16 protein-coding genes are annotated in these 23,844 nt (G+C 66.8%); 5 read left to right on the top strand and 11 right to left on the bottom strand.

What is annotated here, in order from left to right; genetic code table 11:
- Positions 1 to 136: 136 nt before the first annotated feature.
- The 3 genes from A7D17_RS06125 to A7D17_RS06115 form a co-directional block, all read right to left on the bottom strand.
- Positions 137 to 4,039 (bottom strand): YhdP family protein, encoded by a 3,903-nt coding sequence (locus A7D17_RS06125; RefSeq protein ID WP_064508284.1) that lies wholly within the window; start codon positions 4,037 to 4,039, stop codon positions 137 to 139.
- A gap of 169 nt (positions 4,040 to 4,208) precedes the next feature.
- A complete protein-coding gene (gene rng, locus A7D17_RS06120; protein ID WP_064508283.1) occupies positions 4,209 to 5,708 on the bottom strand; it encodes a ribonuclease G in 1,500 nt (499 codons plus the stop codon).
- Entirely contained in the window at positions 5,708 to 6,280 is a 573-nt protein-coding gene (locus A7D17_RS06115) for a Maf-like protein (protein ID WP_064508282.1), read from the bottom strand. The genes rng and A7D17_RS06115 overlap by 1 nt, the downstream gene beginning before the upstream one ends.
- Before the next feature lie 129 nt (positions 6,281 to 6,409).
- On the opposite strand from A7D17_RS06115, the gene A7D17_RS06110 reads away from it, so the two are divergent.
- The 3 genes from A7D17_RS06110 (at position 6,410) to A7D17_RS06100 (ending at position 11,695) form a co-directional block, all read left to right on the top strand.
- Entirely contained in the window at positions 6,410 to 7,144 is a 735-nt protein-coding gene (locus tag A7D17_RS06110) for an SIMPL domain-containing protein (protein ID WP_064508281.1), read from the top strand.
- A 305-nt stretch (positions 7,145 to 7,449) separates the two neighbouring features.
- Entirely contained in the window at positions 7,450 to 10,557 is a 3,108-nt protein-coding gene (locus A7D17_RS06105; RefSeq protein ID WP_064508310.1) for a TonB-dependent receptor domain-containing protein, read from the top strand.
- Between the two features lie 463 nt (positions 10,558 to 11,020).
- A complete protein-coding gene (locus tag A7D17_RS06100; protein WP_064508280.1) occupies positions 11,021 to 11,695 on the top strand; it encodes an energy transducer TonB in 675 nt (224 codons plus the stop codon).
- A gap of 482 nt (positions 11,696 to 12,177) precedes the next feature.
- Here the strand turns inward: A7D17_RS06100 and rlmH are convergent, their stop codons facing one another.
- Positions 12,178 to 12,648 (bottom strand): 23S rRNA (pseudouridine(1915)-N(3))-methyltransferase RlmH, encoded by a 471-nt coding sequence (gene rlmH, locus A7D17_RS06095; protein ID WP_064508279.1) that lies wholly within the window; start codon positions 12,646 to 12,648, stop codon positions 12,178 to 12,180.
- 120 nt (positions 12,649 to 12,768) lie between these two features.
- On the opposite strand from rlmH, the gene A7D17_RS06090 reads away from it, so the two are divergent.
- Positions 12,769 to 14,304, top strand: a complete 1,536-nt coding sequence (locus A7D17_RS06090) for an alkaline phosphatase PhoX (RefSeq protein ID WP_064508278.1) — start codon at positions 12,769 to 12,771, stop codon at positions 14,302 to 14,304.
- Between the two features lie 300 nt (positions 14,305 to 14,604).
- Here A7D17_RS06090 and A7D17_RS06085 read toward each other — a convergent pair whose 3' ends face one another.
- From A7D17_RS06085 to A7D17_RS06050, 7 genes are all read right to left on the bottom strand, one after another.
- Entirely contained in the window at positions 14,605 to 15,747 is a 1,143-nt protein-coding gene (locus A7D17_RS06085) for a J domain-containing protein (protein WP_064508277.1), read from the bottom strand.
- Between the two features lie 9 nt (positions 15,748 to 15,756).
- A complete protein-coding gene (rsfS, locus tag A7D17_RS06080; RefSeq protein WP_064508276.1) occupies positions 15,757 to 16,167 on the bottom strand; it encodes a ribosome silencing factor in 411 nt (136 codons plus the stop codon).
- Between the two features lie 56 nt (positions 16,168 to 16,223).
- On the bottom strand, positions 16,224 to 17,093 hold the full coding sequence (gene nadD / locus A7D17_RS06075; RefSeq protein WP_064508275.1) for a nicotinate-nucleotide adenylyltransferase: 870 nt from the start codon (positions 17,091 to 17,093) through the stop codon (positions 16,224 to 16,226).
- The gene (gene holA, locus A7D17_RS06070; protein WP_064508274.1) at positions 17,090 to 18,118 is read right to left on the bottom strand and encodes a DNA polymerase III subunit delta; all 1,029 of its coding nucleotides are present in this window, start codon (positions 18,116 to 18,118) and stop codon (positions 17,090 to 17,092) included. The genes nadD and holA overlap by 4 nt, the downstream gene beginning before the upstream one ends.
- A gap of 159 nt (positions 18,119 to 18,277) precedes the next feature.
- A complete protein-coding gene (locus A7D17_RS06065) occupies positions 18,278 to 18,919 on the bottom strand; it encodes an LPS-assembly lipoprotein LptE (RefSeq protein ID WP_064508273.1) in 642 nt (213 codons plus the stop codon).
- Between the two features lie 400 nt (positions 18,920 to 19,319).
- On the bottom strand, positions 19,320 to 21,962 hold the full coding sequence (gene leuS / locus A7D17_RS06055) for a leucine--tRNA ligase (protein ID WP_064508271.1): 2,643 nt from the start codon (positions 21,960 to 21,962) through the stop codon (positions 19,320 to 19,322).
- Between the two features lie 72 nt (positions 21,963 to 22,034).
- Entirely contained in the window at positions 22,035 to 22,646 is a 612-nt protein-coding gene (locus tag A7D17_RS06050; RefSeq protein WP_064508270.1) for a DUF998 domain-containing protein, read from the bottom strand.
- 160 nt (positions 22,647 to 22,806) lie between these two features.
- Here A7D17_RS06050 and trxA point away from each other — a divergent pair, with 160 nt between their 5' ends.
- Positions 22,807 to 23,664: a thioredoxin gene (trxA, locus tag A7D17_RS06045; RefSeq protein WP_064508269.1), complete on the top strand. Its 858-nt coding sequence runs from the start codon at positions 22,807 to 22,809 to the stop codon at positions 23,662 to 23,664.
- Positions 23,665 to 23,844: the final 180 nt, after the last annotated feature.

Genomic DNA, 23,844 nt, shown 5'->3' with positions numbered 1-23,844 from the left:
GGCGCCGGCCTGCCCTTTGGCGGACTGGCCGGCCGTTGATGGCAACCAGGCCGGCGGCTCGGCAGCCAGGCCGCTCATCGCTGAGCAACACTCCTGTCAGACGTCAACGCCCAGTGCACCACCGCGCCAAGTGGCGTCAGCGCGCTGGTGGAGCAGGCGTAGCCGTGGGCGCCGGCTTGCTCGGCGCGCGTTCGCGCTCGCGTTCGACCACATCCACCTGCGGGTCTTTCCACGGCCCGGTGACGTGATAGGTCTTGGCGCCGATTGCACCCAGCGGCTTGCCGAGCACCGCATTGGCGGCGGCGCCCACCGCCGCGCCCACCGGGCCGCCGGCCACCGCACCGACCACGGTCAGCAGGTTGCCGGCCTTGGGGTTGACGTCCACGGTCTGGTCGAAGGTCTGCGCGCGCAGATCGGTCTGCCCGCGGATGGCGATATCGGCGGCCGGACCGGCAATGCGGATGGCATCGGTACGCGCGAAGCCCTCGCCAAAGCGCACCTCGCCATCCAGCGTGTTGAAGGCCAGCCCCTTGGAGAAGAAATCGCGGAAGTCGAACATCAGCCGGCGCGGCAGCTGCGCCACGCTGAGCAGGCCAAGCACACGCCCGGCACCCGGCTCCACTTCCAGCAACTGGCCATTGCGGATGTCCACCTTGAGGTTGCCGTCCAGCGAGCCGAGCGCAAAGCCGGTCGGCGAGCCCTGCCAGCCGGCGTTGAGTTCGAGCTGGCCTTCGCCACCGCGCAGCTGTCCGCCCAGGGTGAGGTTCTGCAGCAGGTTGCCCAGGTTGCGGCTGTCCACACGCGCCGACAGCCGCGTGCTGGCGGCCTCGCCCTTGCCGCGCCACGCGCCGGTCAGGCCGATGCTCTGGTCGTCCGAGCGCAGCTGCAACTGATCCACCTGCATGCCATCGGTCAACCGGCTGCTGCGCAGGATCGCTGCGCCCAGGGTCATCTTGCCGACCCGCAGGTCGTCGATGTCCAGCGCCAGCGGCGGGATCGAGACCGGGTCGAACTCGGCCACCGCGCGGCGTGCCGGTTCCGGCAAGGCACCGGCCAGCGGGTCGCCGGGCTCGGGCGCGGCGGGTGTCGGCGCATCGGCCACCGGCTGCCAGCGCACCGTGCTGAGCTTGCCTTGCACCGTGCCGCCCTCGGCATTGGGCACGGTGAGCTGCCCGGCCAGCGAGGGGCCGTCCAGGGTCACTGCCACCGCATCGCGGGTCGGGCGTAGCCGGAGCCGCGTCTGCGGGAACACGCCACCGATCATCAGCAGCTTGTCGGCCTGCACGTCCACCTGCTGCAACGGTACTGCGTCTTTCTTCGGCGGTGCCGGCTGGCCCGGCAGCGGCGGCATGTCCGCATCGCTGGTGCCTCGCGCCAGGCTGATCCAGTCGATCGCATCCAGTGAGGCGGTGCGGCCGGTGACCACCAGTCCATTGGCGGGCGGGCGCTCGGTCACCGTGTCGGTGCCCATGACCACGCGTACGCCGGTCTGGTTGCCACGGCTACTGGCCTTCAACGCCACCAGCTTGCCAAAGGCCACATCGATGTCGCCATCGCCCACCGGCAAGGCCACCTTGACCTGGGTGTCCAGCGGACGGGTCGCCGGCTTGTCCAGGGGCGCCGGCAGATCCAGCGTGGTGCCGACCAGGTCCGATCGCAGCGTCAGCAGCGCCTGCGCATCTGGCTGGCCCGGCGTGGGCAGCGGCACGTCCACCCCCACCTGCCATGGCGCGCTGCCATGCACATAGGGGCGTAACCATTCCATCTGCGGCGCCCGGTCGAACAACTCCTTGGCGTCCAGGGTGGCATTCAGGCGTGCTTCGAAGGCTTGCGCCGGGTCCTGCACGAAGCCACCGGCACGCAGCGCCAGCTCGCCGGTGCGCCCCTGATGCTGCACGCTCAACTGCTCGGCCGCAAAGCCGCTGTCGCGGTACTCGGCCTGCCCGCTGACCTGGTCGAAGGCCAGGTTCCAGCGCGCATCGGCCAGCTTTGCGCCCTGCAGCGCAACCGTGCCCTGCAGATGCCCGCCCACGCCCTTGGTCCGCAACGGGCGCAGCAGGTCGAAGCTCACCGCCGCCGGGCCTGACACGGTGAGGTTGCGCAAGGTGTCGCCATAACGGCGCTCCAGCGGACTCTGTCGCAGCATGCCCAGCAGCTGTGCCGCGTCGGCCTGGGTGGAGGCGCGCACGTAGAGCTCGGAAGTCTTGAAGCTGGGAATACCGGCCTCCAGTTGCGCGATCGGGGTGCCGGCCAGATCGCCCTGGCCCTGCAGCGAGAAGCCGTTGCCGATGAAGCTCAGATCGGCCTGCACCTGCTCCATCGCCGGCCAATCCGGCTGAAAGCGGATCACGCCATCGCGGATATGCCCGAACGCCTCGAAGCGCCCATCGTTGTTGTCGAACGGCCAGTCGTCCAGATCGCCACTGACCAGGCCGGTACCACCGGTGACCACGCCGCCAGCCACGGCCATGTCCAGCCAGTCGATGGCGGCCTTGCTCATCTTGGAGCGGATCCAGAACTTGCGCGCCACCGGCAGCGCCACATCGTCCAGCTGCGCGGCCAGTTGCATGCGCGGGCGGCTGCCGTCGTTCTGGAACCACAGCCCGCCGCGCACGTTGGCGCCGTAGTCGCTGGCCTGCACGCGCAGGGCCGGGGTGGCGACCTGCCAGCCGGCACCTTCGCGCCAGCCGACGATCTTGCCGGCCAGCTGGATCTGATGCACCACGCCAAAGCCGGTGGGCCAGTCGAAGCGCACCGTGGCGTCCGCTGCGGTTTCCAGTTCGCCGCCCTGTGCGTCGCCGTCGATGCGTCCGCGTAACCCGCTGATCCCCGGCGCATTGCCCACCGGCAGGAACCCGAGTTCTTGGATCTGCCCCTGCGCACGCACGGCGCCGCCCTGCTCGCCGGCAATCTGCAGATCGGCCACGCGCAGCTGCGGTCTGGACAGGGTCAACCAGCGGCGCAATGCAGGCGAGAGTTGATCGCTCAATGCGGCAGCGGCAATCAGGCCGGAGACATCGCCCTGTTTTGCAGCCACCGCATAGCGACGCCCGCCGGCGATGCTTAGCCCATCCAGCCGCTGCAGGTTTGCCGCATCACCCAACCGCAGCAACGGCGCATCCAGCCGCCAGCCGCCGTCGATGGTGTGCCAGCGCGCGCGCGCCTGCAGCCGCTCCCAGCGCAGCGTGCGGCGTACGGTTTCATCCGGCAATGCGGTGCCCGACAACTGCAGCTGGGTGAGATCGGCATCCACGGTCACAGCGCTCACCCGGCGCGCGCGCAGCTGTGCCCAGGCCTGTAGCCGCCCGCCGCCGCCGTCCAGGCGCATGCCGCCAACCTGCAGCAACGAGGCCCAGGCCGCCAGGTCGGCCGGATCGGCCTGCGCATAGGCGCTGCCGTCGCCGCTGTTGCGGTCGAACTCCAGCACCGCGGTCAGCGGCGCGCGCTTGAGATCGATCCAGCTACGGCTGCCGACCTTAAGCGTCGAACCGCTCACGCGCAGGCGCAGATCGATCCGCGGCAGCGTGGTGTCCAGGCCGATCGATGGCGCGTCTACCTTCAGGCGCGCCTCGGCCAGCTGGATCTCGCCGAGCCGACGCAGCGCGTCCAACGGATCGGAACGCTTGCCGCTCGGCAATCCCTGCACCGACCACACGCCGTCGTCGCCGCGTTGCAGGGTCAGCGCCAGCCCGCGCAGACGCACTTCGGTCAGCGAATGACCGGGCAACAGCCCGGCATACATCGCCAGCAGGATTTCCGCCTGCCCCACCTGCACCTCGCCATGCGGGCCGATCCGCAGGCCATCCAGCCGCAGCAGCGGCCCGCGCCGTGTCCACTCGGTGTCCAGCCGATCGAAGGCGATCGCCTGCCCGGCGCGCTGGCTCAACCAATCGGCAACCTGCTGCGGATGCTGTTCCGCCAGCGGCAACGCCTGACTGGCCGCCCCGACCAGCAAGGCGACCGCCACCACCGCCAGCGCGGCGGCAGTGATCGCATAGCGGCGGAACAGCCGCAGACGGCGGCGCAGCGGGGTCGGCATTAACGGCGGGGAATGGGAAATGGGGAATGGGGAATCGCAAGAGCACAAACCGCGCCACACGCACGATCATTCGTCCACGCGCGCCGCCATTCTAAAGACCTCACCAGCACCCCGCAGAACGCCCTCAGCTCCACCACCATTCCCGATTCCCGACTCCCGATTCCCGGCCTCACAGCAGCACCACATCGAACTGTTCCTGCAAATACTGGTCGTCGGACTGGAAGCGGATGCTCTTGCCGAGGAATTCTTCGAGCTCGGCCACCGCCGCCGACTCCTCGTCGGTGATGCGCGCCACCACCTTGGACGAGGCGATCACCAGCAGCCGCGCGGCATCGAACTGACGCACCGCGCGGGTGATCTCGCGGAAGATCTCGTAGGTCACCGTTTCGGCGGTCTTGATGGTGCCGCGCCCGCCGCAGTGCCCGCAGGTTTCCGACAACTGCCGCTCCAGGCTTTCGACGGTGCGCTTGCGGGTCATCTCCACCAGGCCCAGCGGCGAGAACTCGTACACGGTGGTCTTGGCGTGGTCGCGTGCCAGCGCCTTTTCCAGCGTGCGCAGCACCTGGCGGCGGTGCTCGGGATCGTCCATGTCGATGAAGTCGATGATGATGATGCCGCCCAGGTTGCGCAGCCGCAGCTGCCGCGCCACCGCCTGCGCCGCTTCCAGGTTTGTGCGGAACACGGTTTCTTCCAGATTGCGCTGCCCCACGAACGAACCGGTGTTGACGTCGATGGTGGTCATCGCTTCAGTCTGGTCGATCACCAGGTAGCCACCGGACTTGAGCGGCACCTGCTTGTTCAACGCGCGGCCGATCTCGTCTTCCACGCCGTACAGGTCGAAGATCGGCCGGTCGCCGGTGTACAGCTCCAGCCGCTCGGCCAGCACCGGCATGTACTTGGCCACGAAGGCCTGCAACTGCACGAAGGTTTCGTTGGAGTCGACCTTGACCTTTTCCACGTCCTTGCGGATCAGGTCGCGCACTGCGCGCAGCGGCAGGCTCAGGTCTTCATAGATGATGCTGCACGGCGGCGCTTCGCGGCCGCGCCGCTCGACCACGTTCCAGACCCGCGACAGGTAGGCGATGTCTTCGGCCAGCGCCTCGGCCGGCTGACCTTCGGCGTTGGTGCGGATGATGTAGCCGAAGCCCCCGTGCTGGGCAGAGACCTCGCTGACGATGGTCTTCAGGCGCAGCCGCTCGGCCTCGTCCTCGATCCGTGCCGACACCCCGACGATCTTGGACTGCGGCAGCAGCACCAGGTAGCGCGACGGGATGCTGATCTGGGTCGTGAGCCGCGCGCCCTTGGTGCCGATCGGGTCCTTGACCACCTGCACCACGATGTCCTGGCCATCGCGCAACAGCTCGACGATGGGAACCGAGGTGGCCGGTGGCGGCGGCAGCGGGGTTTCTTCGGTGTCGACCACACTGGCCGGTGCCGGCACCGGGCGCACCACGTCGTTGGCGTGCAGGAATGCGGCGCGCTCCAGCCCGACCTCGACAAATGCCGCCTGCATGCCCGGCATCACCCGCTGCACCTTGCCCTTGTAGATATTGCCCACCACACCTCGGCGCCAGCCGCGCTCGATATGCAGTTCCTGCAGCATGCCGTTCTCGATCACCGCCACACGGGTCTCGCGCGGGGTGACGTTGACCAAAATCTCTTCCGACATCAATGCGCTCCGAAGGCTGTGAGCAACTGCGAGGTGTGAAACAAGGGCAACCCCATCACGCCGGAATAGCTACCGGACAGATGGGTGATGAAACGCTCCGCGCGCCCCTGGATCGCATACGCGCCGGCCTTGCCCATCGGCTCGCCACAGGCCGCGTAGGCCGCGATCTGCACGTCGTCGAGCGTGTCGAACGTCACCTCCGACACCGCCAGCGCCTGCGCCGGGGCGCGCTGTGCGCAGACTAGAACCACCGCCGTGAGTACCTGGTGGGTGCGTCCGGACAACACGCGCAGCATGGCGATCGCATCGTCTACATCGGCCGGCTTGCCGAACACCCGCTCGCCAAGCACCACCTCGGTATCGGAGCCCAGCACGATCGCATCGGGGTCGCCGGCCTGCACCTGCGCCAGACCGGCACGCGCCTTGTCCAGCGCCACGCGCTGCACATAGTGCTCGGGCGATTCGCCCGGCGTGCGCAGCTCGGGCACGTCCAGTTCCAGGGTCTGGAACGGCACGTCCAGACGTTGCAGCAGTTCTTGTCGACGGGGCGAACGGGAGGCGAGATAGAGCATCCGCCCAGCATACCTGTTGCCCGTACTCGCCCGCTTGCTCTGCACAGGCGTGTCGTCGCCACGCCACGCGCGACTCACAACATGTTCATCCACCTCCCAACACGCTCGCAGCACAGACAAGGAGATCCCATGCGTACCACCCTCAAGCCGTTGTTGCTGGCCCTGTCCCTCGCTGCCGGAACCGCCATGACCGCCCACGCCCAACCCGCGCCGAGCTACGCCCTTCCCAATGACGGCACCCTGCTCAACGTCTCGGCCGAGGCCGAAGCCAAGCGCGTACCGGACATCGCCACGTTGTCGGCCGGCGTGGTCACCCAGGCTACCGACGGCAACGCCGCGATGCGCCAGAACGCCGAGCAGATGAGCAAGGTCATGAACGCGGTGAAGGCCGCCGGCATCGCCGACAAGGACGTGCAGACCAGCGGCATCAACCTCAGCCCGCAGTACACCTACAAGGAAAACGAGGCGCCGAAGATCAACGGCTACCAGGCCAGCAACACGGTCAGCCTGAAGGTGCGCGACATCGCCAAGCTGGGCAAGGTGCTCGACGCCCTGGTCGCCAATGGCGCCAACGACATCAACGGCCCCAGTTTCTCGATCGACCAGCCCGAACCGGTCTACGACGAAGCACGCGTGGCCGCACTGAAAAAGGCCCAGACCCGCGCCGACACCTACGCCAAGTCGCTGGGCCTGAAGGTGCGCCGCATCGTCAGCATCTCGGAAGGACGCAGTGGCGGCGGTGTGCGCCCGATGATGATGGCCGCCTCGATGCGCTCGGCCAAGGTCGAGATGGACACACCGGTGTCTCCGGGCGAAAGCACCCTGTCGATCAACCTGGATGTGACGTTCGAACTGGGGCGTTGAGGCGGCTGGCAACGCGCTCCAGGATGTTGTGGCTTTGCTCGAACTGCCCTCTTCGGAGGGCAGTTTCGTTTGTGTGGCTTGGCAGTCGGCCTCCCGCGACACGGATCTGACTAAGCAGTGAAAATCAGGGAACCTGCAAGTGCCCTAAGTCACAAATGTAGATTATGAATAGGCAAATATTGGCTTTTGTGCTTAAAAAAACATGAAATTTAAGGAAATTATTCTTTAAGCGAGCTCTGCCTCTCTCTAGCATCGATTGTCAGCGCACCGTCACATTCGTGATGGCGCCCATCTGGAGAGAGATGATGACCGCCCGCCTTGTTTCGCCCCTCCCTTCCCGCCCGCCATCGCATGCACGCCTGTGCCGCATCAGTGTGCTGGCGCTTGCACTGAGTGGTGCCGTGGGCATTCTGGCCACGGGAACTGCCGCTGCGCAAAGCACCACTGCCGGCATTTACGGCAGTGTGCCGGCAGGCAGTGGTGCCACCGTTACCGCGCAGAGCGATACCGGCTTTACCCGTTCCGCAACCGTCGACGGCAATGGCCGCTACGCGATCGGCAATCTCCCGGTAGGCACCTACACCGTCACCCTGCAACGCGAAGGCCAGGCTGCAGAGACGCGACGTAACATCGCCCTGCGCGTCGGTGCCGGCATCGATGTGTCCTTCGGCAGCAGCGGTGGATCCGGCGATACCGCCACCCTGGGCACCATCACGGTGACTGGCAAGAACATTTCGCCGGTGGACGTCTCTGCCACCGCCTCGCGTACCGTGATCACCGCCGAACAATTGCAGCGCTTGCCGCTGGCGCGTTCGGGCGAGGCCATCGCGCTGTTGTCGCCAGGTGCCGTGCAAGGCAGCGGCTATTTCGGAAATGCAATTTCGTTCGGCGGCGCCGGCGTCACGGAGAACGCCTATTACCTCAACGGCTACCTCAGCTCCAACCCGCTCTCCAATATCGGGGGCGTGACCCTTCCATTCGGCGCCATTGATCAGCAGGAAACCTACACCGGCGGTTACAGCGCGCGTTACGGCCGCTCGGCAGGCGGCGTGCTCAGCCAGCTTGGCAAGCGCGGCACCAACGAATGGCACTTCGGCGCACAGGTCTTGTGGCGTCCGAAGTCGCTGTCCAGCGATTACAAAAATGTCCTCTACCCGGATGCCGCCCCACCTGCCGGCTATGAATACAGCGACGACAGCCTGCCCGGCACTCTTTACCGTAGCCGCAAGGACGACACCTTCTGGAATACGGTCTACAGCGTTTATGGCGGCGGCCCGTTGATCGAAGACCGCCTGTTCGTCTTTGTCGCCGCAGAGCAGGAACGCACCGAAGGGGTGTCCACCGCACGCAGGGACGACCCGGTGATCGGCCGCAACAACTACCGCACCGATGAGCCGAAGGTCTACGCCAAGATCGACTGGAACATCAACGACAGCAACATCCTCGAACTGACCGGCGTCAAGAATAATTCGCGCGATGGCGGTGCTTACAGCGATTTCAACGGATACCAGGGCGTCAACGGCGACGCCAATGGCGCATTCGCCGATACGGTCAAGGTCAACGACCGCTATTACATCGGCAAGTACACCAGCTACATCACCGACGATCTCACCTTGAGCGCCACCTATGGCAAGAGCCGTCAGACCGATTTCCGCAACAACCCCAGCACCGCACCGCTGCTGACCAATACCAATCTGCAGGACCCGGCCATCACCGGTGGCAGCGAGATCCGCAACAACCAGACCTCCAGCCAGGCGCGCGATGGCGAAAACACCACACGTGGCCTGCGCATCGACCTGGAATACGTGCTCGGCAGCCACACCCTCGCCGCAGGCGTGGACAACATGTATTTCAACGCCAACAACGAGGGCGTCATCACCACCGGCCCCGGCTTCCGCTGGATCTACGGCCGCTCTTCGCGCCCCACCTCGCCCATCAGTGCTGCGCTCGGCGTGGGCCCGGCCGGTGGCAACGGCTACTACGCGTATCGCACGGTGTTTAACACGGCGACCAGCATGTCGGTCGAGCAGAAAGCCTACTTCCTCGAAGACAAGTGGCAGGTCAACGACAAACTGCTGCTGACGCTGGGTATTCGCAACGACAAGTTCACCAACTTCAACGACGCAGGTGTGCCTTACGTGACCAGTGGCGACCAGTGGGCGCCGCGCCTGGGATTGAGCTGGGACGTCTTCGGCGATTCGTCGCTGAAGGTGTACGGCAACGCCGGTCGCTACTACCTGGCACTGCCCAATAGCGTGGCCATCCGCGGGGCATCGCCTTCCACGTTTACGCGCGAATACTTCACCTACACCGGCATCGATGCGCAAGGCAGCCCGACCGGGCTGACGCCGGTCGCAGTCGATCCCTCCGCCGGATTCTCCTGCTCGGGCAATATCGTCTCGTCCAATCTGGAGTGCGGTCAGGCGCCGGATGCGGCCGGTATCGCCGCATCCGACCTCAAGTCGATGTACCAGGACGAATTCATGCTTGGCTTCGACAAGACGCTTGGCGAAAGCTGGGTGACGGGCGCCAAGGCGACCTATCGCACGTTGGGCGCCACCATCGACGACGTCTGCGACGCCGACCGGATGCGCACCAAATTGACCGCAATCGGGGTGGATCCCAGCACCGTCAACGTGCCCGGCTGCATCATCTTCAATCCAGGCGAAACCAACTCTTTCAGCCTGGCCAACCTGGACGGTTCCGGCCGCACCTCGGTCTCGATGTCGCCCTCGGACTGGGGCTTCGACAAAAAGGCCAAGCGAACCTATCTGGCGGTGGATCTTTTCCTGCAGCACCCCTTCGATGGCAAGTGGGAAGGCCGCATCGACTACACCTGGTCGCGCAACTTCGGCAATACCGAAGGTCAGGTCAAGTCCGATATTGGCCAGACTGATGTGTCCAAGACGCAGGATTGGGATGCGGCCGCATTGATGTGGTATTCGGGCGGCTACCTGGCCAACGATCGCCGGCACCAGATCAAGATCTACGGCTCCTACCAGATCGCACCGGAATGGCTGATCGCAGGCAATATCCGCGTGCTGTCCGGTACGCCGAAGTCCTGCCTGGGCTATGTCAGCATCAACGGCATCAGCGAAGATTCCGATGCCGGCGATCCGGTGGGCTATGGCTCCTCGTACCACACCTGCAACGGCCAGCCATCGCGTCCCGGCGATGCAGGGCGCCTGCCCTGGACCAAGATTGTGGACCTCGGCCTGACCTACCGTCCGGCCTTTGCGGACAACAAGCTCGCCATGACCCTTCAGGCGTTCAATATCTTCAACGAGCGCAAGCCGTTGCAGGTCGACTCCACCTGGGAAGACGACACTTTTACGCTGTCCAACACCTATGACATCGGCCGGTACTTCACCCAGCCGCGCTATGCCATGTTCTCGGTGTCGTACGACTACTGACGCCCTCTCCCGTCAACGTCGTTTGCCCAGCCCTGTCAAGGGCTGGGCTTTTTCTGGGCGCCACCGGCCGCGCCAACATATCTGCACAGGATGCCTAAGGTGGAATGGACCCAAGGTGGCGTTACGCGTCGGCAGGAATAGGCGGGCCGATCCGTCGGCTGTCGACGCACTGGGGCAACATCGGATCACCATCGACTCGCAATGCGTCGTGGCGCAATGCGCGGGGTGACCACAGCAATGCACCACGTGGAGACGCACGAGGGATCCGGCCCGTCATTCCGCGCGCCTGGCCATGCGTCACAAGGCAGCCCACGGGGATTGCCGCCAGACGCCAGGGTTACGCCTACCCACGCTATGCGAATCGCTTGTGCAGCCGCCCTGGCTGCGGTAAACCTACGCTACCGGATGGTGTCGTGCGTCCGGGCCGCGCTGGTCCCTTTCCGCAGTTCCGTTCTGGAGGTGGATGATGGTTCGCACACAATCGCAGGTTTCCCTCCGTCCCACAGGCATCGATGCCTCGCGCGTTCTGGCGATGAGTACTGCGGTGGCCTTGCATTTGCTGGCCGGCGGTTTGTTGTTGATTCCGCTGTCGTATCGGGCGGTTCCGCAGCCCGCGCCGGAACCGCGCTGGGTCATGCCGATCACCATCGAGACCCCGCCGGAGCCACCAAAGGTGATTCCGGTCGAGGTGGAGTTCACTCCGAAGACGCATGTCCCGTCTACGCCGGTGACTGTGCAGGTGCAGACCCCTGTGATCAGTGAAGCGCCGGTGGTGGACACCGCATCGGTGGCACTCCCTGCCGCAGCCGACCCGGTGGGCGAGACTGCACCGGTGGCAACGACACCCAGCAGCGGACCGGTCGAGGCAGGCCAGTTGCAGTATCTGAGTTCGCCCGCTCCCAGTTACCCGGTGGCTGCACTGCGCGCAGGCCAGCAAGGCACAGTGATGCTGCGCGTGTTGGTCGGTACCGATGGACGCCCGGCCGAAGTGAGCGTGCAGACCAGCAGCGGTCATCGCGCGCTCGATCTGGCCGCGCGTAGCCAGGTGCTGCGTAGCTGGCGCTTCCAGCCTGCGATGCAGAACGGCCAGGCGGTGCAGGCCTACGGTCTGGTGCCGGTCAGCTTTTCGCTGAATTGAACGGCGACCTGATGCGGCGGCCTGCAACGGCAGCCGCCGCATCGATACGACTGCGCCCATACGAACGAATACTGCCGGCCATAAGCGCACCCGGGTTAGCGGGCAGACTCGAAAACGAATACTGCCGGCCGTACTGCTACGCACGAGCGCACCCGGGGTAGCGGGCAGATCCGAAATCGCCACAGCGTCCGTTTATAGAAGCAACCGCCATTGATCGCCGGTAACGGCACTTCGTGTCAGCACGCGCTGGACCTACCGCACCGCACGTGCAACCTGGAACGCACACAACACGCCTGCCCCGCCATCGGGCGGGCGCGGCCGGTTTGGAATCGGCATGTGCCACTCGCATACCGCCGTTGATCCGCGCTATCCAGCCCCCCGGCGACTGCCCGCCAGGTCTCTCCGGCTGCCCGGTTTCGTCCCTGGTGACGTACCACGACCACCGCAGCGTGTAGCTGGATCTGCACGACCTGCGCGCCTTGCTATGCGCGGTGATACGGATGATTGGCCAGCATCGCCGCAGCGCGGTACAGCTGCTCGGCCACGATCAGCCGCACCAGCATGTGCGGCAAGGTGAGCGGGCCGATCGACCAGCTTTCGTGTGAGTGTTTCAGCACCTCGGCCGCGTGACCCTCCGGGCCGCCGATCAGGAAGGCCAGATCGCGCCCCTGACTGCGCCAGTGCTCCATGCGCTGGGCAAGTTGCTCTGAACTGAGCGGGCGGCCCGGCACGTCCAGCGCCACGACATGCGCGCTCTTGGGGAGCGCGGCGATGACGCGGCGGCCTTCGTCGTCGATGGCGCGTTGCCCATCGCGGCCCTTGCCGCGCAGGCCGGGTTCGATCTCGACCAGCTCCAGCGGCATCCAGTGCGACAGACGTTTTTGATATTCGGCAAAACCTTGCGCCACCCAGGCCGGTGCGCGCTCGCCGGTGGCGATGAGTCGGCATTTCATCGGCACATGATATCCGCGTCACAGCCTGCGCAGTCCGTGACGATTTGTCGTTGCGTGTCATGGCGTGGTTACAGCCGGCAATTAGTGTCGCCCGACCACCCAGCCCGCAGGAGTCGTTCGATGCCGATTTTCGATCCCGCCCGCCGCCAGGTTCTCAAGGGAAGCGCCGCCGTGATGGCCGCTGGCGCCCTTGGCAGCTTGAGCGCCTTGCAATCGCGCCAGGCCCAGGCCGCTACATCTGCGTCGGTGCGCCTTGCACCGGTCCCCAGCCGTTACGGCCCGCTCGCACCGGTGGCCGACCAGAGCACCGGGCTGCCGCTGCTGCAGCTGCCGCGCGGCTTCAGCTACCGCTCGTTCGGCTGGAGCGGCGACCGCATGGACGATGGCCAGCCCTGCCCCGACCGGCATGACGGCATGGCCGTGGTCGGTCTGCGCCGGCCCGACTGGCGGCCGGGCAGCGACCCGCTGCGCGGCCTGGAATACGTGTTGATCCGCAACCACGAACGCGGCGCCGGCAGCCCGTTCCGCGCGCCGGCGATGTACGACACCGGCATCGTCAGCGGCACCCAGTCCGCCGGCGGCGGCACCACCACGCTGAGTTATGGTCGTCGTGGCTGGGGCAGCCTGGAGCCCAGCCTGGGCGGCACCCTGGTCAACTGCGCCGGCGGCCCCACGCCATGGGGCACCTGGCTGAGCTGCGAAGAGATCAAGACCAATGCGGTGTCCAGCACCGGCCGTAAGCACGGCTACGTGTTCGAAGTGGACCCGGACAGCCACCGCACCACCGGCCGCCCGCTGGTGGGCCTGGGCCGCTTCAGCCACGAGGCGGTGGCGATCGACCCGCGTACCGGCATCGTCTATCTCACCGAGGACGACCGCAACAAGGCCGGCCTGTATCGCTTCATTCCCAACGACCGCCGCGGCCGCAATGGCTCGCTGGAAAACGGCGGCCGCCTGCAGGCCGCACGCGTGCGCGGGCGCCGCAATGCCGACCTCACCGTGGCCAGCATCGGCCAGCAGTTCCAGCTGGAGTGGGTGGATATCGAAGAGCCGGATCTGGACAGCATCGCCGCGCCGGCCGGCTTTGCCGACATCGGCGCCAACGACACCTTGAGCGGGCCGTTTGCGCAGGCCTGGGCCGATGGCGCGCTGCGCATGAGCCGCGGCGAAGGCATCTGGTACAGCTACGGCAAGCTGTTCATCGTCGACACCAGCACCGGCGTGGATGCACAGGGCCGGCGCGGTTACGGCAATGGCGCAGTGTGGGTGCTGGACCTGTTCACCCAGCGCCTGAGCGCGCTGTTCGTCAGCGGCAACCAGCTGGCGGCGCACAACCCGGACAACGTCACCGTCAGCGCGCGCGGCGGCGTGGTGCTGTGCGAAGACGGCGGCGAAAGTCCGGACGAATACGGCCCCGGCGCACGCCTGCTGGGCCTGACCCGCCAGGGCGAGTCGTTCTATCTGGCCAAGAACAACGTGCAGCTCACCTCGCAGCAGATCGCCGATGCCGGCAAGACGATTGCCGAGGGCGACTACCGCGATACCGAGTTCTGCGGCGCCTGCTGGGACCCGTTGGCGCGCACCCTGTTCGTCAACATCCAGACCCCGGGCATCACGCTGGCGATCACCGGACCGTGGGAACGCGGGCCGTTGTGATGCATCGATGCTGTCTGCAGGGCGCGCCCTGCAGACAGCGCTACAGCTGCGGCGGCACCGGTGACGAGCGCATTGCCGTGCCGGTCGAAGACCGCTGCGGCGGCCCGGCTGCATCCGCGCGCGATGCGCAGCAACACCGTCCTGCTGAGCGGGTGCGGCGCGTTGCCGTCATGGATCACGCCGACAACCACGGCCACGTGCAGGCATCTCGCAACGCGATCCTGGACCACAGCACGATGTCTGATCGTCTACCAGTGAACGCTCGCCTGACTGTCGGGACAGCGATGGCGCAGGCCTCGCTCAGTAGAGCATCAAGCGATCGCGTTGCCGTTGCAGCTTGAGCCAGCGCTTGATCGACTGCGCATCGCTCAGCGCCCGCATCTCGCGCATTTCGCGCTGCAATTCGTCCACGTCGTCGGACACATCCCGCTTGTAGTGGATCAGCAGTCTGTCGAGCCGCTCCGGCTTGGGCTGCGTCGGCAGATCCAGTCCGTACTCGTCACAAAAATCCATCGCGTGCAAGGTCAGCTGGTGCTTGAGCTCCTTGCACTGACGGTCCAGCTCGCGATTGTACTCCTGCAATCGAACAGGGGTGATCGCATCAATTCCCTGCGCATCCAGCAGACCGATCTCCGCCTGCAGTTCGAGCAGGCCCAACAGGTCGTTCGCCTTGTAGGCGGCATTGAGCCGCTGCATCAGCGCCGTGCGGGTGGCGTGATCGCCTGCGTCGCTGGCCCGGTCCGGGTGCAGGCTGCTGGCCAGCTTGCGATACAGCTCGCGTAACGGAGGCGGCTCGGTCTGTCGCGATGCGGCTTTTTTATCCGAGCGGCGTCGCCGTTGCTGGCCGCCCCGCTGTTTGGACTGCTCGCGGGCATGCTCGGCATCTGCCTGTGCCTGGTCGAGGCGCGCACTGACCCGCTCGAAGAGTTCATCGGGCGAATCGACTGAATCCACTTCCTCAGGGTCCAGTCCATACAGTTGACCGATGACGTGTTTCATCATCGCATCGGATGCGTTGACTTCCTCGTCGTAGCCGATTTCGCTGTGACGTTCGTAGAGCGGCTTGAGTTCGACATGACCGGCTTCGATCAGCGGGCCGGCGAGATCGCAGATCTCGTCCGACACGTACGCATGGTCGGTCTTGCTCAGCTTGACCGTGGCAGCGATGTTGTCCAGAAGATGGATCTGTTCGATCTCCAGCGCACGCCGTTGGTTCAACAGCGGCACCACCTCGGCGAGGTAGCGCGTGCGCCACTGCTCGACCGCGTCACGCCAGGCGTGCAACTGGGTGCGGTGGCGCTGCAGATCGCGCAGCAACCGGTCGAAGCGCTTGCGCGCCGGCGACATCTCCCGGCCATCGGCTTGCCCCGGCGTCAGGCTCAGTTGCTGCAGGACACTGGCGACGGGCACGTCTTGCGGAGATAGCGCGGGCTTGCGGGACATCGCTTCCGGTTACTCGGAATCGACGACGTCGTCGTCGGAGGGGCGCTGGTCGCCCACTGTCCACAGGCGCTCCAGCGCGTAGAACTCGCGCACGCGCGGCAGCATCACGTGCACCACCACGTCGCCCAGGTCCACCAGCACCCATTCGGCTTCGCGCTCGCCCTCCACGCCCAGCGGCATCACATCCAGGCGCTTGGCGAACTTGACCACTTCGTCGGCAATCGACTTGACGTGGCGGGTCGAGGTCCCGGACGCGATCACCATGTAGTCGCAGACGCTGGATTTGCCGCGTACATCGATCTCGACCACGTCCTTGGCTTTCAGTTCCTCGACAGCGTCGCGTACGGTGGCCAACAGGGCCGGCACGGACGGCGGCGGATTCGGAATGGAGGTCTTGATGACTTGGGCTGGACTGGTCAAAGCGGCAACTCGATGGAATTAGTGCGAATTATAGGCCGGTCCGGGCGGCTGCGTGTTCAGCTAGCCGGGCGGGCACAACCGTAGAGGCCGTGCTCACCAATGAATCCGGCCACGGCGGCCGGCACCAGCCCCTGCCAGTCGGCGCCGCTGGCGATGCGGGCGCGCACCGCGCTGGCCGACTCGCCACGCAAGGGCTGCTGCAGCCGCCACAGCCGCCCGGCCGGCGACGCTGCCAGCTCGTCCACGCGGGCCGCCCATCGGCCCTGCACTGCGGCGGCGAGTGCGGGAGCCTGAGCCAGATCCAGCGCTGTCCCCGGGCGCGCGGCGACGATGAAATGCGCCAGCCCGAACAGCGCTTCCCACTGATGCCAATGGCTCAACTCGACGAAGGCGTCGGCGCCCAGCAACCAGGCGATCGGCGTGTGCGGGCCAAGCGTTGCGCGCAGTTCGCGTAGCGTGTCCACCGTGTAGGACGGCGCGCCGCCGGCACGGGCGCGCTGCAACTCGCGGTCATCCAGGACCAGACCGGGCTGGCCGGCAAGCGCCAGTGCCAGCATCTGCGCGCGCTGCGTGGCGGTGGCGCCGGGCGCGGGACGATGCGGCGGGTCGGCGGCCGGCACCAGGTGCACCACCGCGCCGAGCTCATCGCGCGCCGCGCAGGCGATGGCGAGATGGCCCAGGTGGATCGGGTCGAAGGTGCCGCCGTAGTAAAGATGGAGCTGGGAATCGGGGTTCGGGAGTCGGGAATCGGAAGAGCCGGGGGCCGCAACGTGGTCGGGATGGGAGTGTTGCTGTTCTTGCGACCCGGGAGAGCTGGTTGCAAGGCTGGGCTGCGCAAGCTGATCGGAATGGGCTCGCCGCCGGTCACCTTGCCCTTCCCGGGTCCCCGGTACCGGGTCCCGGGTTCCGGCTCTCCCCGCACTCACGCCAGCAATCTCACCGCGCGCGCTTCGGCCACTGCGACCAGCAGGCGCTCCAGGCCGACCCAGGCGTCACCATCGGCGCGGCCCTTGGCCATGCGGTCGACCAGCCCGGCCTCGGCGACGAAGCGCTCCCAGCGGCGCGGTTCGGGGTGGCGCTGCAGCGCGCGCTTGAACGGCGCCTGGCGGGATTCCCAGATGCCCTGCGATTTCATTTCAGCGGCCAGGTTGCCGCCGTTGGCCTGCACCTTGGCCAGCGCAGCGGTGCGCAGCAATTCCTTGATCAGGATCGGCATCAGCGCGGCGACCGCCTCACCCTCGGCGCGCAGGCCGGCCAGCATGCGGATCGCCGCGACCGGCTGGCCCGAAAACACGGTCTCGGCCAAACGGAACACGTCGTAACGCGCCGCGTCGGCCACCAGCGATTCCATTGCGTCCAGGTCCAGCGTCTTGCCATCGGCCAGCAGCGCGAGCTTGTCGATTTCCTGCGCGGCGGCGAGCAGGTTGCCTTCCACCCGCTCGCTCAAGCGCTGCACCGCAGCCGCGTCGGCGCGCAGGCCCTGGCTGCGCAGGCGGCGCTCGATCCAGTCAGACAGTTCGTGCAGCTTGATCGCCCAGGCCACCGCAATGGTGCCGAGACGGCCCACCGCGTCGGCCCACTTGCCCTGGTGCGCCTTGCTCCAGTCATTGGCGGTGATCAGCAGCACCACGTCCGGCGGCGGGTTGGCGCAGAAACGGGTGATGACCTCGGCGCCGTCCTTGCCCGGCTTGCCGCTGGGCAGGCGCACTTCCACCAGCCGGCGCGGGCTGAACAGACTGGGCGCGTTGAAGCTGGCGTCGAGCTGGTTCCAGTCGAAGTCGCGGCCATCGGCATCGAACACCTCGCGCTCGCTGATGCCTTCGGCACGGGCGCGGGCGCGCACGGCGTCGGCGGCTTCGAGCACGCGCAAGGTTTCCGGGCCGGCGATCAGATAGACCGGCTGCAAGGGCTGGCTGGACTGGCCGGCCAGCTGTTCTGGGCGAAGTTCCATGACTACGAACGCGCGTGGGACTGAAACAAGACTGCGTCAGCAGCGGTCACTCCGGCATGGCCGCGGCATGGGAAACGCGACCTGCGTCTGGCGCAGGCCGATGCTAGACACCGGGCGCGGTTGCGCGGCAACTGCGCGGACGGGCTGATCACCAGCTGCTCAGTTGTTGGACGAGGAGGCGGGCGGCAGCGACGCCGGCACGCTCGATTCCGGCGTGGAGGGCTGCACCGGCGGCGTGGCGGCTGGCGGCAGCGGCGCGCTGGGCGTGCTTTCCAGGCCTTCGCCACGCTGCACGCGGGCACGCACCACGCTGTCGATCCGGCGCAGGATCGAGGCAGACATATCCTTGCGCAGTTCGTCGGCAAGGATCTCGCGCTCGGTTGCAGTACCGGTGGCGTCCACCGGCGGCGACACGTAGTCGCGCGACAGTTCGATCACCTGCTGCGGCACCAGCACCGAACCGTTGGCGGTGGTGAGGGTGAAGATGGCGGCGTAGCGCAGGCTGTATTCCTGTGCACGGCCCTGGCTGTCGATGGCGATCGGCAGGTCGCCCCAGCGTTCGGACAACACCTGCAACTGCGCAAAGCCGGTCTTGGCATCTTCCTCGGCCATGGTGGCACCGGCGGCCTTGAGGCCACGGCGCAGCAGCTTGGCCAGCTCGCTGTACTGCACGGCGGACTGCACCTTGACTGCCGGGGTATCGGGTGGCAACGCAAGCGAGTTGCGCAGGTGGAAGCCGCAGGCGGTGAGGCTGGAGACCAGCACGAGGGACGCAGCGAAGGCAGTAGGAAATCGGATCATGGGCACAGTCTGGAGGAGCGCCCCGGCGGCGGCAACAGGCGGCTAGCCTGACGCAGCCCGCGTGAACGGGGCTTGATAGGGCGCCGCGGAACAACGCGGCGCCCAGGAATGACAAACGCGTCGCCGCGCGCCGGTGAAACGAATGACCACAAACCACCCCGACACTCTCACCTGCACGTCGCCAAGCGCGACTGAAATGCAGTACCGGGAACCATCGCGGTAACCTCGCCCATGCGTTGCGACGCACCGGCGCAGTTGATCGCAGCGAACCGCTGCAGCGACCGGACCTGCACAGCACCACGCACCAGTGCGGCAGAAGCCACTACCGCCGCAGCAACCTCGCAGCGCGCCGCCACGCCGCTCCGGGAACGGCCCGGATCGGCAATGGCAAGCCGGGCAATCACCCCGCCACGATGTTCACGATCTTGCCCGGCACGATGATGATCTTGCGGATCGTCAGCCCATCCAGGAATTTCGCTGCATTGGGCTCGGCCTGCGCCAGCGCTTCGATCTGCTCGCGCGCCGCGTCCGCCGCCACTTCGATGGTGCCGCGCAGCTTGCCGTTGATCTGCACCGCCAGGGTCAGCGCATCGCGCACCAGGGCGCTGGCATCGGCCTGCGGAAACGCAACGTCTTCCAGCAGCGTTTCGCCACGGCCCAGCACCTGCCACAACGCGTGGCTGGCATGCGGGGTGATCGGGTTGAGCAGCAACACCATCGCTTCCAGCGCTTCCTGCCGCACCGCCCTGCCCTGGTCGCTGGCGTCGTCGAACTTGGCCAGCGCGTTGGACAACTCCATCACCGCGGCAATGGCGGTGTTGAAGCTGTGGCGGCGGCCGTAGTCGTCGCTGACCTTGCCGATGGTTTCGTGAATCTTGCGGCGGACCGCCTTCTGCTCGGCGCTCAGGCTGGCGGCGTCCAGCGCAGCGGCGGCGCCTTCGCCCACATGCTTGTGCACCTGCACCCACAACCGGCGCATGAAGCGCGCCATGCCGTCCACGCCCGCCTCGTTCCATTCCAGCGATTGCTCAGGCGGTGCGGCGAACATCGAAAACAGCCGCACCGTGTCGGCGCCGTACTTGGCCACCATCGACTGCGGGTCCACGCCATTGTTCTTGGACTTGGACATCTTTTCGGTGCCGCCGATATGCACCGGCTGGCCGTCGGCGATCAGCACCGCGCCGGTGACGCGGCCGCGTTCGTCGCGCTGGATCTCCACGTCTGCCGGGTTGATCCAGTCCTTGCCGCCATTGTCGGCGTCGCGATAGAAGGTGTCGGCGATGACCATGCCCTGGGTGAGCAGGTTGGTCACCGGCTCGTCGCTGTCCACCAGCCGCGCGTCGCGCATGAGCTTGTGATAGAAGCGGAAGTACATCAGGTGCAGGATCGCGTGCTCGATGCCGCCCACGTACAGGTCGGCCGGCATCCAGTAATTGGCGCGGCGGTCGACCATGTCGCGAGCGTTGGGGCTGGTGTAGCGCGCCACGTACCAGCTCGATTCCATGAAGGTGTCGAAGGTGTCGGTCTCGCGCTCGGCCGGGCCGCCGCAGTCCGGGCAGGTGGTCTGGCGCCAGGTGGGGTCGGTCTTGATCGGCGAACCGGTACCGGCAAATTCCACGTTCTCCGGCAGCACCACCGGCAACTGGTCTTCCGGCACCGGCACCGCGCCGCACTTGGCGCAGTAGATCACCGGGATCGGGCAGCCCCAGTAACGCTGGCGGCTCACGCCCCAATCGCGCAGGCGGTAATTGACCCGGCGCTGGCCCTGGCCCTTGCGCTCGAAGCGCTCGGCCAAGGCTTCGAAGGCGCCGCCGAAATCCAGCCCGTCGAACTCGGCCGAATTGATCAGCTCCAGCTCGCGGCTCTTGTCGGTGTACCAGTCGCGCCACTGGGTGGCGTCCCAGCTCTGTTCGTCTTCATTGCGCGGCTCGCGCAGCTTGACCACCTGCACGATCGGCAGGCCGTACTTGTTGGCGAACTCGAAATCGCGCTGGTCGTGGCCCGGCACTGCCATTACCGCGCCGGTGCCGTAGCCCATCAGCACGAAGTTGGCCACCCACACCGGCACCTGCTCGCCGCTGATCGGATGCACCGCGGTCAGGCCGGTGGCCATGCCGCGTTTTTCCTGGGTTTCCAGCTCGGCTTCGGACACGCCGCCGTGCTTGAGCTCTTCCAGCAGGCGCGCCAGCTCCGGATTGGATTTGGCTGCATGCAGCGCCAGCGGGTGCTCGGCAGCAATCGACACGAAGGTCACGCCCATCAGCGTGTCCGGGCGGGTGGTGAACACGCGCAGCGGGTCCAGCGCAGCGCCATCGGTGTCGCGCACGTCGAACTGGATTTCCAGGCCTTCCGAGCGGCCGATCCAGTTGCGCTGCATGGTCTTGACCGAGTCCGGCCAACCGTCCAGCTGATCCAGGCCGTCCAGCAGTTCCTGCGCGTAGTCGGTGATACGCAGGAACCACTGCGGAATCTCGCGTTTTTCCACCAGCGCGCCGGAGCGCCAGCCGCGGCCGTCGATGACCTGTTCGTTGGCCAGCACGGTCTGATCGATCGGGTCCCAGTTCACCACCGCATTGCGGCGATAGGCCAGGCCCTTGCGCATCAGCCGGGTGAACATGCGCTGCTCGTGCACGTAGTAGTCCGGCGTGCAGGTGGCGAACTCGCGCGACCAGTCGATGGCGTAGCCCAGCGATTTCAGCTGGCCGCGCATGTGCTCGATGTTGGCGTAGGTCCACTTGGCCGGCGCGGTCTTGTTCTTGATCGCGGCGTTCTCGGCCGGCAATCCGAACGCATCCCAGCCCATCGGCTGCATCACGTTGTGGCCGGTCATGCGCTTATAGCGGCTGACCACATCGGAAATGGTGTAGTTGCGCACATGTCCCATGTGCAGCGCACCGGACGGGTACGGCAGCATCGACAGGCAATAGAACTTGGGTTTCTCCGAGTTCTCGTCGACCTGGAAGGCGCGGGTGGCGTCCCAGAACTGCTGGGCGGAGGATTCGACCTGCTGCGGGTCGTAGGCGTTCGGTTCGACGGTGGACATTGGGAGCGGATGCTCGGGCGGTGCAAAGCGGTACAGGGTACCGCAGTGCAGCAGGTGCTCCAAACCGCTCGCTCAGATCGCCGGCCTTGCCGGCCAGATCCAGGCGGCGACCGCTAGCCAACCGACCCAGGCCAGAAACGCCAGACGCTGGGCGATGGCCTGCCGCAGCAGGCCGGGCGGGCCGAACGCCAGCACCGCCACCAGCAGTCCGGCGGCCAGGCTGAGCCAGGCCAGGCCGCGGGTGCCGGGAGCATTGAGCAGCGCGGCGGCGATCAGCAGCATGGCCGGGACGAACGCCACCGCCCACAGCAGCCAGGCCGTGGCATGGGCCTGACTGGCGCGGCCATCCAGGTCGGCAGGATCCAGCGGCAACATGCCCATGCCGACGAAGGCCAGGCCGGCCAGCACGATCAGTTGGCCGCCGACGCGCAGGCTCCAGCCGGCCCTGGGCGGCATGCGTGCCAGCAGGCTGACCCCCGTCACCATGCCCAGCGCCCCCACCAGCACGAAGGCCAGCAGGTTGAAACCCAGTGCATGCGGCACGCCTTGCGCGCCCAGCAGCGCGACCGGGTGGCTGGCCTGCAGATAACCCGGCAACGTGGCGCCGAAACCGGCCACCGCCAGCACGAACACGCTCGCCGCGACCAGGCCCAGGTAGCGCTGCGCGCCGTCGGTACTTCCCATTGTGCTGCTCCGCATCGGGGCGCCGTGCGCCGCCAGGACACGGCATTGTCGGCCCGGGCGGGCGCGGCGTGAACCCCTGGCACGCCCCGGCCGGGCCTTGTGTCGGCCGGGTTTGCCACCATTACGGTCCATTGTTGCCGTCCTCACTTACAGGAAACCCATGTCCGACACACCGCATGTATTCGATGTCACCACCGACACCTTCGAGACCGAGGTCCTGCAGAAATCGTTGACGACACCGGTGCTGGTGGATTTCTGGGCCACCTGGTGCGGGCCATGCAAGACCCTGACGCCGATCCTGGAGAAGCTGGCGGCCGACTACCACGGCGCCTTCGAGCTGGCCAAGGTCGATGTGGACAAGGAACAGCAGATCGCGGCCGCGTTCCAGATCCGCTCGGTGCCGACCGTATTCCTGGTCAAGGGCGGCGAGCTGGTGGACGGCTTCCCGGGCGCGATGCCCGAGGGCCAGATCCGCGAATTCCTGACCCAGCACGGCGTCCTACCGGCCGAGCCGCAGGTTGCCGAAGCGCTGCCCGAGGCACCGCTGGACCCGCAGGCCCAGGCCGCCGCGCTGCGCGAGGCGATCGCCGCCGAGCCGGACAAGGACGAGCTCAAGCTGGATCTGGCGCTGGCCTTGCTCAAGACCGGCGACACCGCCGAGGCCGAGCAGCTGATTGATGCCCTGCCCGCCAACCTGGCCACCGATGACCGCGCGGTGCGTGCCAAGGCCCGCCTGAGTTTTGCCAATGTGCTCAAGGACGCCCCGGACGCGGGCGCACTGCAGGCCAGCGTGGACGCCAACGGCGCCGACCTGCGCGCACGTCATCTGCTGGGCGTGCGCCATCTGCTCGACGGCAACGACGACGCGGCGCTGGAGCAGTTCCTGGAAATGCTGCGCCAGGACCGCACCTTCGACGACAACCTGCCGCGCCGCAGCCTGATCGACGCATTCCGCGTGATCGAAGACGAAGACCTGGTGGGCCGCTACCGCCGCAAGATGTCGGCACTGGTGTTCTGATGCCGATGGCGCTGCGGCGCCAGATGGACACTTAGGAGCGGACCTCGCAGTGGCGAGGCATTACTACCGATCGCCAATCAAGCGCCCCGGTAAGACTGCGTCGCGGCCAGGTCCACTCCTAAGAACGCGAGCGGCCGAGGCGGGTGGTTAGCGCCCACCATACGCATGCGAATGTTATGC

The organism is Xanthomonas floridensis, from assembly GCF_001642575.1.
Classification (GTDB): Bacteria; Pseudomonadota; Gammaproteobacteria; order Xanthomonadales; family Xanthomonadaceae; genus Xanthomonas; species Xanthomonas floridensis.
Note: the sequence above shows the minus strand (reverse complement) of the source record. Positions and strands in the feature narration are given on the sequence as shown.